Source organism: Mediterraneibacter agrestimuris (assembly GCF_943193195.1).
GTDB lineage: Bacteria > Bacillota > Clostridia > Lachnospirales > Lachnospiraceae > Schaedlerella > Schaedlerella agrestimuris.
The window spans coordinates 1-13,182 of the sequence record NZ_CALPDG010000019.1 but is presented as its reverse complement, the minus strand read 5'-3'; the positions used below and the strand labels follow the sequence as shown (position 1 = coordinate 13,182).

Below are 13,182 nucleotides of genomic sequence, written 5' to 3'. Positions count from 1 at the left end.
GCCGGGAACTTTATGTAAATTTGTCCCGAATAATAGATAAAATTCGGGACGATCCATTTTTCAAAGGAGGGATGCCATATCACACAAAAGGAAGTCAATGCTGCCTTTGACGAGCAGGTGGCTTTATGCAGGGAAATCCTGCAACGGAAAACCAAAGAATATACCGGGGACGATACGGACCGGTTGGGGGCTTTTAAGGCGGCGGCAGCTTTGCAGCACACCACGCCGGAGCGTGCCCTTGCCGGGATGCTGGCGAAGCATATCGTCTCCCTGTATGATATGTGCTTTGATGGTGATACGGATTACGATATAAGCACATGGAATGAAAAGATTACAGACAGCCTCAACTATCTGTTCTTACTGAAAGCTATTGTAAAGGAGGGACATACCAATCAACCAAATTGAAGTGAAGATTTTGAACTGCCAGGCGGTTGCGGAGGCCGAGAAGAACATGGTCTTTGCCGCCCGGCTCACCCAAAGGGGCCACCGGATCGCCACAATGGACGACCTGATGGCTCTTTATGAAAAATCGTTCAGCGAGAATACCGTGGCGGCAATCAGCGGCCTTCCGCACCCAACGGTCCAGAAATTTGCGGTCATTACCGTTGCTGTTGTGGGAGCAAGCCGGCGTTTTCTGGCACAGATCACCAGACACCAGAACGAGGTAAAATTTATGAGTGCGTCCTTACAGTACAGCAATTATACGGGGCAGGCAGATTTTGCGGTACCTTATGAGATTCTGACCGCCCCGGCTGCGGTCCGGGAACTGTACTTAAAAAGCTGTCACGAAGGCATGGACTGTTACGAAAAGCTGTGTGCCGAGGGGATCGGCCATGACGCGGCGGGCTATGCCACACCCCAGGGGTTTCGGAATGTGCTGGTTATCAGCGCCACGCCCTATCAGTGGAAACACATCATCGGCCAGCGGGTATGCCGGCGCAATACGGACGAGACCCGGATCGTGCTCCTGAAAATCTGGCAGGAGCTTTATACTTTAAGCCCGGTGCTATTTGCCCCCGGCCTTACAGGGCCGTTCTGCCAGCGGGACAAATGCCTGGAGGGGAAAATGACCTGCGGCAGAAAAATAGGCGCGGATATGACGCCGGAGGATCTTCTGAAAGCGGACTATCCGGCACTTTTTGAAGGAGGCGGCGCATGAAGATCAAACTGATTGACTTTGGCGTGCCGGAGGGCCGCCGTCCATTCCGTCCGCATGGGAACGATGCCGGCGCGGATGTTTATATGCCCTATGACTGTACTTTGCAGCCGGGCGAGATTGCAAAGGTTCCTCTTGGGTTTGGGATTGAAATGCCGGACGGATATGCAGGCTATGTGTTTCCACGCACCAGCATGGCGGTAAAAGGGCTGGTCTGTGAGCTGCCTCCTGTGGATTCCGGCTACCGTGGGGAGATTCATGCGATCATCAGTAATGTAAGTAACAAACCGCAGGAACTTTCCAAAGGTTCCCGCGTGGGCCAGCTTGTGATCACCCCGGTTGTGATTGCGGAATTTGTTACCGAACTTGGCGGGCAGCGCGGCACAGGAGGATTTGGAAGTACAGGAAAATAAAAAAAGAGTATTTGGGGAGTAATTCTTGGATTATCGCCGGTAGTGGAAAAGGACATATCCGGGGCATTACAGGGTACAATAATAAAAGAAACATAGCAAAAGCGGTACGCTATGACGGCGTACCGCTCTGCTGCTTAAAACTGCTTTAATATGTCGTGATGCCCTACGTCCACCAGGATAATCATTTTGTCGCTTTCGTAATACCAGATAATGCGGATGTCCATGTTGACGCTGCACTCAAAAAGGTCCGTGGTTCCCTGGATGCGTTTGGTGCGCAGCGACGGGTGGGAAGGATTTTCGGCCAGAAGTTCCAGTTTGTTTTTAAGCTGCTTCTTCTCCTGTGCAGTCAGGCCCTTAAAATGCTTTTGGAAACGGGGCGTAAAGGTAAACTCATACGCCATCATTCCGCCTCCAATTTGTCAAACAGGGCGTCCACGCTGTCAAAGACAGGCTGCTCCCCGGATGCGATTTTTGCTTTTACATCCCCGATTTCTTCTTTAAGCTCGCTTAAATATTTTTTGGGGTAGACGACCACCGGCATGATGCAGATGGAACCGTCCTTCTCGAAGATGTCCAGTTTATCACCTTCGGACAGACCGAGTTTAACGATGATTTCCTTTGGAATTGTGACCTGGGCTTTTTGACGCAATTCGGCCAGCATACGATCATCTCCCTTGCTTTGAGTTTGAAAGTAGGAAATTCTCACTTTCTTACTTATAGTATATCCACTTTGAGGGATTTATGCAAGGGGGTACGAAAAAAATTTACAAATAAAGCGGCCAGCACCGTGACCGCTTACTTTCTGCTATTGAGTTCTTTCATAATGCCGAGGATATACTGCATGGATTTGGAGTCGAGTTGTTTCGCCTCTGCGATAAATTCCCGCAAGGCTTCGGGGCAGGTGTTACCCTCATCAAAGAATTCCTGCGGTGTTACGCCTAAATATTCGCAGATATAGAAGAAGGACTGCATAGCGGGAAGTGATTTTTTGTTTTCAATGTTGTTGATGTAGTTGTTTGCCTGTCCTAACGATAGAGACATATCGCGCGCAGATACGCCTTTCTGTGTCCGCAGCTTTGCCAGCCGTTCCGGGACAAAATCTTCATACATCACCTTCACCTCCCATTCTGTAATAGATTGTACCTCATACCCTTGCATTATTCGCAAAGGGAAAAAGGGTGTTTTTGTTGACTTGCTAAATTAAATCTATTACAATATGAAAAGTGAAGAATAATACCTATCGGATGGAGGAATAGAAATGGAAGGAAAGACCTGCTGTGTCACCGGGCACAGGGATTTACCCCAGAAAGAGATTAACCATGTAAAGGCAGCCCTGCAGCGTGAAATTGATTCTGCCGTTGCAGACGGGTTTACCCGCTTTATGAGCGGTTTCGCGGATGGCGTGGACCAGTATTTTGCCAAGATTGTGCTGGAGAAGAAAAAGACAAATCCGGCGCTGGAGCTGATTGCTGTCATTCCCTATCAAAAGCGTCTGGACAGCCTGATGGCAAAGGGCCGGACTTATGAAATGCTGGAGGCTTGCGCGGATGTTGTTGTCATGCAGGAGGAATACCACCCCAGCGTCTATTCCCACCGGAACCGCTACATGGTCGAACACTCGGACCGGGTGATCGCTGTGTATGACGGGAGGGAAAAAGGGGGCACGGTTAGGACAATCCGGTTTGCGCACCAGATGAAAAAGGTACTGCGGGAAATCCCTGTCGGGGAGATACATTTACTTTAGCATCGAGGTTGTTGGATAAATCTCTGTATTCATGCTATAATTTCAAAATGCGAAAGAAAAATCGGGATTTGGAGGGATAAAATGGACAGACCTATTACGACATTATTTATGCTGATGTCTGTTGACGGGAAAATCAGCACAGGAGCAACAGATGATTTAGATGTGGACAAAGATTTCCCTAAAATTATGGGCGTTCAAGAAGGACTACACCAATATTATGAGATAGAGCAGACAACAGATTTATGGTCGCTCAACTCTGGCAGAGTACAGGAAAAGATTGGTATCAACATGAAAGGACTGCCGAACAAGTCGCCTGTTTCCTTTGTGATAATTGACAACAGTCATTTGACTGAACATGGTATTCGCTATTTATGTGCCTTATCAAAAGAATTTGTGTTGATTACTTCCAATATAGATCATCCAGCATTTCAGATAAAGGAAGTCAATCTTCATATTATTTATCAAAGTGAGCTATCTTTGACAGATGCTCTTGCAGAACTTAAGTCAAAATATGGCTGTCAAAGGATCACTATACAAAGCGGTGGTACGTTAAACGGGTTATTTCTTCGGGAAAAATTATTCGATTATATTGATATTGTTGTTGCCCCTGTTTTAATTGGAGGTAAGGATACATCCACCTTGATTGATGGAAAATCATTACTATCAAAAAGTGAACTATCACAATTAGGCGTGTTGAAATTACAAGAATGTACGGTTTTGGAGGACTCATATATTAGATTGCATTATAAAGTGATTCATTAACAGCTACATGGTCGAACAATCTGACCGGGTGATTGCTGTGTATGATAGGAGGGAGAAAGGCGGCACAGTTAGGACTATCCGGTTTGCGCACCAAATGAAAAAAGAGTTACGGGAAATCCCTGTCGGGGAGATTGTTCTGCCAGGGCAACCCGCAGCGAAAAGAAAATGAAAGAATGGATAACTGATACTTGATGATACGCTCACTTTCCGGTGGGCGTTTTTCTTTACCTATTTTTTTAGGAGGATTTTTTATGTGGAACATGATTACACACTTTCTTACATTCACCGGAGGGATGTCTGCCGGCGTTGTGCTGATGTGTCTTTTACAGACAGGAAAGCAGGCGGACAAAGAATTTGAAGATATGCAAAGGAGGTCTGAACATTGAAATTAGTGATTGCGGAAAAGCCCTCTGTCGCCATGTCGCTGGCGGCGGTCCTGGGCGCAAATGAAAAAAAAGACGGCTACCTGGAGGGCGGCGGCTACCTGGTGAGCTGGTGCGTGGGGCACCTTCTGGAACTGGCGCAGCCGGAGGCTTATGGGGAACAATATGCCAAATGGCGTTATGGTGATCTGCCGATCCTGCCCGAAGAATGGAAATACGAGGTGCCGAAGGACAAGAAAAAGCAGCTTGACCTTCTGTGCCGGCTGATGAAAGACAAACGGGTGGAATCGGTGGTATGCGCTACCGATGTTGGATAGTGCGGAGGGGCGACAAACAAATACAAATAAAAAAGGGACTTCCTCAATCCTTAAAAGGCTATGACAGTATCGGTTATAGTCTTTTTTCATGCGGTAATTACCGTATGAAATGAACTCCTATTCCCCAAGCGGAGAAATACCCAACAACAGTATTCCGCAATCAAATCTCCCAACAAGTAACGAGAAAAAATCATATATCAACACCGAAACCAATCAATCATATCAATCCATATCACAGGAGGGCAAAGACCATGAATAAAAAGCAGGAACAACAGATTTTGGACTATTACAGTACCGCCGACAAATATATCCGTAGCAAGACACACTCCAATGCGCATCAGACTGTATTTACGAAAGAAAACGATAAATACCAGTGGCTTGTGTTGGAACAGAAAAGCCAGTGTGAAGTCGAGGTAAGGCAGACCGACAGGCATGGAACAATCACAGCGAGGGATAATTACGAACTGACAAAAAATCTCCCTAAGTGCGTGGGCGTGGAGCGTTTATGTGAGGGCGCAAATATACAGATACCTTTTAACGCTGATGAAATCAATCTGATTTACCAGTTTGGAGAACAGGGAAAAGCGGAAACGTGCGCCAGTCTGTCTGCTATTCTTCCGCAGATAAAAGACGATAACACAAAGCAGATAGTAAGTAGCACCTTAAAGAAATTAAATTCCCTGTCAGAAGAAACGTGTGCGGAACTGACCGCCACCACCAAAAGACGGAAACTGACCGAGCGTGACCACTCCATAAGGACAAGGTTAGCCAGAGCAAAGGAACAGGCAAAACAGCCGACAGTTTCCGAGGGAAAAAAGCACAGAACCCACAGCAAAGGAAAGGGGGATATGGCACTATGAAACTTTCCCGATACGAACAGGAAACGATTGTCAATTATAATGCAGGAGAAAAGACCGCCACCCTCTATACAAGGGATAAAGCGGTTATGCGGAAACTTGACACGCTTGTTGCCGACTTCCCCGACACATACAAGCTGACAGGGCAGGACGAGGTATCTAAGACCTATTCTTTTCCAAAGTCATACGTCTGCTACCGCAAGCCGAGGGCGTTCAGTACAGAGCAGAGGGAACGGGCAAGGCAGATGATGATTGCAAATAACAAGGCAAAGGGAAATTAAAGAAAATTTAATGGAATTGTGTATGCGTTTGTGGTAAGATAATGACATTGAACAATTTAACAAATCGAAATTTAAGGAGAAAGAATATGAAAAATTTTTCTATGCCAGAGCAAGTTTCTCCGACATTAGAAATAGATGAGTTAATGAGGTTGAAACATAGTTTGGAAAAGAATGTATCAAGGGAAGTTGCAGAAAGCATAATAAAGGAAATTCCATTATCTATAAATTCAACACCAGACATTCGAGCCGAGTGGGTAGAAAAGCTATCTGCTATTCTTGAAAATAGATTTGATAAAAAAACGGTAAAAAACATTCGCCAAGAGTGCTATTGTAATGAAAATGGTAGGTTAGAAGATACAGCAAATAACTTGAAACAACTCTATCTCTCTTTGGATAAGGATTTGCATAGATTTGTCAATGCTCTGAACGAAAATGGTGCCGGTTGGTTTATTAAAGATAATCAACTGTATACAAAAATGTTTACTTGTGAATGTCCTATGTTAGAAAAAGCAAAAAATTCAAATTCATTAACATGGTGTCACTGCACTGCTGGATATAACAAAAAATTATTTGAGATTGTTTTTGAAAAACCTGTCTATGTAGAAATTGTGCAAAGCATACGGCAAGGATTTGATTTTTGTCTTTTGAGAATTACATTTCAATAAATTCCAGTTTGTCGGGAAAAATCAAGACAGAAAAATGATATGAAAACTAAATATTGTTTACCTTTAGGTAGCGATTATCTTAACAGACAATCAGCTACCTTTTTTATTTCCAAAACTAATCAACACAGTACAGAAAGAATGAGGTATCAAGATGATTGAGAGCAAAAATGACGCAAGCAGAAATTTAGAAAAAGCATTGCAGGCATTGGAACAGGCGAAACAGCGTGTAGCCAATGAGAAGAAAAAGCAGAACGAGAAAAAACGCAAAGCCGAGAACCACCACAAGTACATCATGGGCGGTATCATTGTGAAGTATTTCCCCGACTGCTACCGCTATGACGAGGGCGAGTTAAACCGTATCTTGTCGGTTGCATTGCAGACAAGGGAGTGTCAGCAGATTATCTCTAAAATCAAAGCGGAAAGCCGAGAAACCACTCCCCCACAATCCACTCTCCCCAATGCCGAAAATGAAAGCGAGGGCGGTACGGAATGACAAAGGCAAGGACACTGGAAAGCCGAGGTAACATATTCACCCCGTTTACGGGGTGCGCACAGATATACCACCAGAAGTGGTATGTGCGCTCTCCGAGGGGCAAGTTTCACTTGCATGGACTCCTGCGGAGGGTGTTGTCTGCCTTGCGGCAGCCAAAAGGGGAAACGACAATTCCCCTTCGCAAGCTGCGCTTGCTACCCTTTAGTGAACTTTGCGTTCAGATAAAGGCTAAAGAACAGCCTTTATCTGCCCACAAAGTCTATGAGTGCGCCCCTATACCCTGTCGGCAGAATGTAGGTGTTGCGCATGGCTAATGTTACGAAACAGGCAAGCACACGTTTTTCCATTGTCAGGCGGAGCAAGGGGCAGTCGGCAGTCGAGAAAGCATCATACATCAGCAGGAGCATTCTTGTCAGCGAGTTTGACGGGCAGACCTACCGCCCGAAATACCATGAAGATTTAGTCCACAGTGAAATCACTCTCCCGCCCAATGCGCCCAAAGAATATGCAGACCGAGCCACCTTATGGAACGCTGTTGAACTGGCAGAGAAAGGACAGAAATCACAGCTTGCGAGAATGTTGAAAGCGTCACTCCCCAACGAATGGAGTTATGAACTTGCGGAGGAAGTCGTGAGGGATTATGTGCAGAGGAATTTTGTTGACAAAGGAATGTGTGCTGACTGGGCAATCCATGACAGCGAGAACGACAAAGGACAGCGCAATCTCCATATCCATGTAATGCTTACCCTGCGCCCTCTTACGGAAAAAGGGGAATGGGGAGCGAAACAGAAAAAGGTGTATGACCTTGACGAAAACGGGGAGCGTATTCCCATCATTGACAAAAAGACAGGACAGCAGAAAGTTGACAAGCGCAACCGCAAACAGTGGAAATGCCACACCGCCGACAGCACAGACTGGAACAGCCAAGAAAACGCCAAGATGTGGCGAAAAGATTTAGCCGACACAATCAATGCCACCAATGAGCAGTTGGGGATTGCGCTACATTGGGAACACCGCTCTTTTAAGGAACAGGGGATTGACAGAGAGCCGACAATCCATATCGGTGCGGTTGCCAACGCTTTAGAACGCAAGGGCATACAGACCGAGAGGGGCAACATCAATCGGGAAATCATCAGGAACAATATGCTGTTGGAACAGGCGAAAGAAATGCTCATGTTTGCCAAGCAGGAAGTACACAGCGCACAGTACGAAAAGATTAAAAATACAGCGGTCAGCGTGAAGAATGAAGTCATGGAGATGATTGCAAAAGTGAGGGGGCGCAAAGGCAGATTAGACTTGCCCATTGTCAGCGGAAAACATCTAAGAAAAATAGCCGACAGAACCGCCTTGCAGTCAGCCGACAATGCGGAGAAATTCATCACGACAAGGAAGATAGACAGCTTTGAAAGCCTTGTGAACTTTACAGCGGATAGGGAACAGAAATACAGTCAGCTTGAAACAGTGCATTTGTCAAAGGGGCAGAAACTAAACCGATTAAAGGAACTGTCAAAAATGTATGCCCTCTATGCACCAATCCAAGCCACCTATAAGGAGAGCCAGTCACTCAAAGGATTTGCGAAAATGAAATACGATAAGGAGCATAAGGACAGCTTATCAAAGTACCCCGAATTAAAGGAGCGTATGCAGAGCCTTTTACAGAACGGCGAGAAGATAACGCCGAAACAGTGGAAAGCAGAGATACAGTCTTTGCAGTCTGAATATGACAGTATCGGCAAAGAGCAGACCAAGACCGCCACAGAATTAGCGTATGCCGAGGTAATCAGCTATAACAGGAAGAACCTTGAGAGGGAACTTCAGAACGAGAACCGACAGCATAACAGGCAACAGAGCAGAACGAAACGGAGGGAGGAAGAAATTTAATGGAAATATGAGTGTGATTATGGTATTCTGTTAGAGGTAAAAATCAAAAGTTGCAAAGGGAGTGAAATTGAAATGTGCATGGAATGTTATATTAGTGAAAATAGAATAACACCACTATTAAATCCATTGGATTGCTTAGCAAATCATACACAATACATTTGTGGGACTTGTGGGCGGTGCATTTGTATTGAACATGACCCCAAGCGTGGGTTGCAACGGTGGAATTTCCCTTTTAAGTCGTTAGAGATTGCAAAATTATATTTGCGCACTGCTGATTACAGTATGAAGAAACCATGCGGTATTTATGAGATAAAAAGTGAAAACGGCAGACTTTCATACAAAATCTTTGCGGACAGTGAGGACTTGCTATTATATCTAAAAAAGAACAAAGGAAAAACTTGTGATAAAATGAAACCTATTTTCATTGTTGAAAAATACAAAGAATATGCAAACACGCAAGTAAGAAAACTAACATCTGATGAAATACAGAAATATATGTCAGAGAGATAAATTTCATATTCTCTAAACAACCATTATCACAATCACAACTGAATAAGTAACACAGCGTCAGAGCGTATAGAAAACAAATCTATGCGCTCTATTTTATTGTAAAGGAGCAGATTTATGAGCAAAGACAGCAATACACAGCATAGAGCCACCCGACAGCACCCACCCACAAAAATTATCGTGGAAAGGCACTATGTAGGTACTGAAAAAATGGAAACGGTATTCAAGCGGATAGCCGAGGAACAGATAACAAAAAGGGTTAAGGAGATAGCGGAAAACAGCGTAAATTAGCACTGGAAACGGAAAAGGGAATATAGTATAATAGGAGTTGAGAGGAAGTCCCTTTTCATCAAGGAGGACAAAATGAAAAGGGCAAAACTGAATAACGACAAAATCACTGCTTTATATTGCAGGCTTTCCAAAGACGACGGCACGAACAACGAGAGCATGAGCATCAGCACACAGAAAACCATGCTGAAAGATTATGCAAAGCGCAACGGTTTTCTGAACTGCCAGTTCTATGTTGATGACGGTTACAGCGGTACAAACTACGACCGCCCCGCATTCCGACAGCTTATCGAGGACATACAGGACGGGGAAGTGTCAACGCTCATCACAAAAGACCTGTCACGTTTGGGGAGGAATTACCTTGAAACAGGTACTTATATCGAGGTGTTTTTCCCCAACCATAACGTGCGGTATATTGCAATCAATGACGGCGTGGACTCCATAGACAACGCACAAATGGACATTACACCGTTCCGCAACATCATCAATGAAATGTACGCAAAGGACACGTCAAGGAAAATCAAGAGCGCACTCCACGCAAGGAAAATGCAGGGCAAGTATATGGCTACTACCGCCCCATTCGGTTATCAAAAAGACGAGAAAGACCATAACCACCTTGTCATTGATGAAGTGACCGCCCCCATTGTGGAACTGATTTTCTCAATCGCCGAGGAGGGCGTGGGGCTTCACACTATCTGTAACCGCTTGCGCAAGGCAAAGGTCATAAAGCCGAGTTTCTACAAAAAAGAAATGTTTGAGCGGTACACTGATGAGGAAAAGATGTATGACTGGGACACCGCCTATGTCAGCAAGATATTGCATGACCCCGTTTATGCAGGAAACCTTACCGTAGCGGAAAGACCGACCAAGACCATGCGTTCCAAGAAAAGACAGTATATCCCGTATGCGGAGCGTGAAGTTATCTATGGCACACATGAACCGATTATCGAGCAGAGCCGTTGGAACACCGTACAGAAGATTTTGGAGAGCAGACCGCCCGTTATCGGGGAAAGTTCAAGCGGATATGACAACATTTTCCGAGGGGTTATCAAATGCGCCGATTGTGGGAGTGCCATGCTTGCCAAAGTCGAGCAGAAAAGAAAGCGTAACAACGTACTGGACAAGACTTTCTACTGCTGTACCAAGTACCGCAAGTTTGGGAAAGAGGGTTGTTCATCACACACCATTGAGGCGAGGACGGTTCACGAAGTTGTGCTTGCAGACATTCAGAAACACGCAGGACAGGCACTGGCGGACAGGAAAGCTATGGTAACGGAGATTGCCGAGCGTCTTAATCTCCAACTGTCAGCGGATAAGGAACAGCAGAAAAAGGAACTAAGGCAATGTAAACAGCGAGTGTCGGAAATAGAAAACCTGTATGCCAAACTGTATGAGGACTTGACAAGGGAACTGATAACAGAAAAGCGTTTCCAAATGCTGTCGGCACGATTTGACAGCGAGCAGGAAGAACTGACAGCCAAGATAAAGGAACTTGAAAAAAGTGCCATAGCGGACAAAGAACAGTTATCTTCCATTGAGCATTTTGCAGAGCAGATAAGCGGTTATGCAGGAATAACGGAACTCAATTTTAAGATAATCAACCAACTTATAGAAAAAATTCTTGTTTCTGAACCCGTAGAAGTTGACGGGCAGAAAATTCAACGACTTACTATCCATTACAAGTTCATAGGGGCACTGGAAACCCTTGAATAATGGATATTTTCTAAGTCACCTATTCCAACTATCCAACAGACGCCGGGCGTGAGGGCGAACTGATCTTTCGTCTGGTCTATGAACACGCCGGATGTAAGAAACCGATGGAACGCCTCTGGATTTCCAGTATGGAGGACGCGGCGATCCGTGACGGGTTTGAACACCTGCGCCCTGGCAGCGACTACGATAATCTCTATGACGCGGCGGTCTGCCGGGCCGGGGCTGACTGGCTGATCGGCATTAACGCCACCCGGCTTTTCTCTGTCCTGTATGGCGTCACGCTCAATGTGGGGCGCGTCATGTCGCCCACGCTGGCCCTTCTGGTACAGCGGGAGGCGGATATTCAGGCATTTACGAGCAAGCCTTTTTATGTGCCGGAGATCACCTGCGGCGGCTTTACTGCCTCTGGCGAAAAGCTGTCCGTGAAACATGAAGCTGAAAAAATCCGTATGGATTGTGACGGGCAGGACGTTTCTGTGCTGTCCGTGGAAAAGCAGGTCAAGACCGTACAGCCGCCCCGCCTGTATGACCTGACGACTTTACAGCGGGAATGTAACCGTATCTATGGCTATACGGCGCAGCAGACCCTTGACTATGTGCAATCCCTCTATGAGAAAAAGCTGGCGACCTATCCCCGGACGGACAGCCAGTATCTGACCGAGGATATGCAGGCAACCGCCGCTTCCCTGGTTCTCTGGCTGCGGGATCATATGCCTTTTGGAAAGGGCTACACCGGGGAACCGGATATTGACCGCGTAACGGATGGCAGCAAAGTCACCGACCACCATGCCATTATCCCTACGGTGGAGATTGCCCGGACGGATTTATCGGAGCTTCCCTCCGGGGAACGGGATGTACTGACGCTGATCGCCGCAAGGCTGCTTTCTGCCACGGCCCAAGCGCACCGGTTCGAGGTGGTGACGGCGGTTCTGGACTGCCAGGGCAATTCCTTTACAGCAAAGGGAAAGACGGTATTGCAGGCTGGGTGGAAGGAAGTGGAACGCCTCTACCGCATGGGATTGAAAGAATCCAAACCGGAGGATGACGGGAACACGGATGCCTCCCTCCCCGTGCTGCAGGAGGGGCAGATATTTGAAACGGTCTCTGCCAGCGTCCGGGAAGGCAGAACCTCCCCGCCGAAGCATTATACGGAGGATTCCCTTCTGGCAGCTATGGAGACCGCCGGAACCGGGGATATGCCGGAGGATGCCGAGCGCAAGGGATTAGGTACGCCGGCCACCCGCGCCGCTACACTGGAAAAATTGGTAGCTGCCGGTTTTGTGCAGCGGAAGAAGAAACAGCTTATCCCTACGGAGAAAGGCACGAACCTGATCCTGGTGCTGCCGGATAATATTAAATCGCCTACGCTCACCGCAGAATGGGAATCCATGCTAAAGCAGGTGGAACGCGGCGAGCTGGCTGCAGAATCCTTTATGGGGCAGATTGCGGATATGAGCCGGACGTTGGTAAAAGAACATACCGCCCCGGAGGAACGCTTTGCCGGCCTGTTCCCTGATGCAAAAAGAAACGGGCGTGAGGCTGTCGGCACCTGCCCCCGCTGCGGCGGAACCGTATATGAGGGCAAAAAAGGCTTCTTTTGTGATAACCAAGACTGTGCCTTTGCGCTGTGGAAAGACAATAAATTCTTTTCCGGAAAGAAAAAATCCATAACAAAATCCGTGGCGGCTTCCGGAAAGCAACGGCGTTTTTTCCTGTTTACGA

The 13,182-nt window shown here is 46.5% G+C and carries 17 protein-coding genes and 2 pseudogenes; 16 read left to right on the top strand and 3 right to left on the bottom strand.

All coding sequences use genetic code 11. The features are described from left to right. The first annotated feature begins 117 nt into the window (after positions 1-117). The 3 genes from NFS18_RS10445 to NFS18_RS10435 are packed head-to-tail and all read left to right on the top strand — an operon-like array spanning position 118 to position 1,569. Complete coding sequence (locus tag NFS18_RS10445; RefSeq protein WP_082349906.1) at positions 118-405, top strand: hypothetical protein; 288 nt, start codon at positions 118-120, stop codon at positions 403-405. A gap of 46 nt (positions 406-451) precedes the next feature. Next, positions 452-1,159 (top strand): FAD-dependent thymidylate synthase, encoded by a 708-nt coding sequence (locus NFS18_RS10440; RefSeq protein WP_251390028.1) that lies wholly within the window; start codon positions 452-454, stop codon positions 1,157-1,159. After that, complete coding sequence (locus NFS18_RS10435; RefSeq protein ID WP_251389977.1) at positions 1,156-1,569, top strand: dUTP diphosphatase; 414 nt, start codon at positions 1,156-1,158, stop codon at positions 1,567-1,569. Before NFS18_RS10440 ends, NFS18_RS10435 begins: the two co-directional genes overlap by 4 nt. Before the next feature lie 134 nt (positions 1,570-1,703). On the opposite strand, the gene NFS18_RS10430 is transcribed toward NFS18_RS10435, so the two are convergent. The 3 genes from NFS18_RS10430 to NFS18_RS10420 form a co-directional block, all read right to left on the bottom strand. Beyond that, positions 1,704-1,973: a type II toxin-antitoxin system RelE/ParE family toxin gene (locus NFS18_RS10430; RefSeq protein ID WP_331477645.1), complete on the bottom strand. Its 270-nt coding sequence runs from the start codon at positions 1,971-1,973 to the stop codon at positions 1,704-1,706. After that, positions 1,970-2,230, bottom strand: coding sequence for an AbrB/MazE/SpoVT family DNA-binding domain-containing protein (locus NFS18_RS10425; RefSeq protein WP_033143531.1), 261 nt, complete (start codon positions 2,228-2,230; stop codon positions 1,970-1,972). Before NFS18_RS10425 ends, NFS18_RS10430 begins: the two co-directional genes overlap by 4 nt. Positions 2,231-2,364: 134 nt before the next feature. Continuing rightward, positions 2,365-2,679, bottom strand: a complete 315-nt coding sequence (locus tag NFS18_RS10420; protein WP_033143530.1) for a helix-turn-helix domain-containing protein — start codon at positions 2,677-2,679, stop codon at positions 2,365-2,367. A gap of 148 nt (positions 2,680-2,827) precedes the next feature. On the opposite strand from NFS18_RS10420, the gene NFS18_RS10415 reads away from it, so the two are divergent. From NFS18_RS10415 to NFS18_RS10350, 13 genes and pseudogenes are all read left to right on the top strand, one after another. Then, a complete protein-coding gene (locus tag NFS18_RS10415) occupies positions 2,828-3,313 on the top strand; it encodes an SLOG family protein (RefSeq protein ID WP_251389976.1) in 486 nt (161 codons plus the stop codon). Positions 3,314-3,394: 81 nt separating this feature from the next. Continuing rightward, positions 3,395-4,075: a dihydrofolate reductase family protein gene (locus NFS18_RS10410; protein ID WP_251389975.1), complete on the top strand. Its 681-nt coding sequence runs from the start codon at positions 3,395-3,397 to the stop codon at positions 4,073-4,075. Between the two features lie 251 nt (positions 4,076-4,326). Then, positions 4,327-4,461, top strand: coding sequence for a DUF3789 domain-containing protein (locus tag NFS18_RS10400; RefSeq protein WP_251389974.1), 135 nt, complete (start codon positions 4,327-4,329; stop codon positions 4,459-4,461). Then, positions 4,458-4,772, top strand: a pseudogene (locus NFS18_RS10395) (toprim domain-containing protein); the annotation flags it as partial. The gene NFS18_RS10400 and the pseudogene NFS18_RS10395, both read left to right, overlap by 4 nt. A gap of 254 nt (positions 4,773-5,026) precedes the next feature. Beyond that, a complete protein-coding gene (locus tag NFS18_RS10390; protein ID WP_004056032.1) occupies positions 5,027-5,635 on the top strand; it encodes a transposon-transfer assisting family protein in 609 nt (202 codons plus the stop codon). Continuing rightward, positions 5,632-5,913, top strand: a complete 282-nt coding sequence (locus NFS18_RS10385) for a hypothetical protein (protein WP_004056031.1) — start codon at positions 5,632-5,634, stop codon at positions 5,911-5,913. Before NFS18_RS10390 ends, NFS18_RS10385 begins: the two co-directional genes overlap by 4 nt. Positions 5,914-5,999: 86 nt before the next feature. Further along, positions 6,000-6,578 carry a DUF6144 family protein gene (locus tag NFS18_RS10380; RefSeq protein ID WP_016226243.1) on the top strand — a complete coding sequence of 193 codons (579 nt, stop codon included), beginning with the start codon at positions 6,000-6,002 and terminating at the stop codon, positions 6,576-6,578. 151 nt (positions 6,579-6,729) lie between these two features. Then, positions 6,730-7,071, top strand: coding sequence for a hypothetical protein (locus NFS18_RS10375; protein ID WP_004056029.1), 342 nt, complete (start codon positions 6,730-6,732; stop codon positions 7,069-7,071). 306 nt (positions 7,072-7,377) lie between these two features. Continuing rightward, positions 7,378-8,952 (top strand): MobA/MobL family protein, encoded by a 1,575-nt coding sequence (locus tag NFS18_RS10370; protein WP_016284601.1) that lies wholly within the window; start codon positions 7,378-7,380, stop codon positions 8,950-8,952. 72 nt (positions 8,953-9,024) lie between these two features. Beyond that, positions 9,025-9,462: a hypothetical protein gene (locus NFS18_RS10365; RefSeq protein WP_004056026.1), complete on the top strand. Its 438-nt coding sequence runs from the start codon at positions 9,025-9,027 to the stop codon at positions 9,460-9,462. Positions 9,463-9,576: 114 nt separating this feature from the next. After that, positions 9,577-9,750: a hypothetical protein gene (locus tag NFS18_RS10360; protein ID WP_004056025.1), complete on the top strand. Its 174-nt coding sequence runs from the start codon at positions 9,577-9,579 to the stop codon at positions 9,748-9,750. Between the two features lie 72 nt (positions 9,751-9,822). Further along, complete coding sequence (locus NFS18_RS10355) at positions 9,823-11,460, top strand: recombinase family protein (protein ID WP_004056024.1); 1,638 nt, start codon at positions 9,823-9,825, stop codon at positions 11,458-11,460. Positions 11,461-11,495: 35 nt separating this feature from the next. Next, positions 11,496-13,182: pseudogene (locus NFS18_RS10350) on the top strand (DNA topoisomerase); the annotation flags it as partial.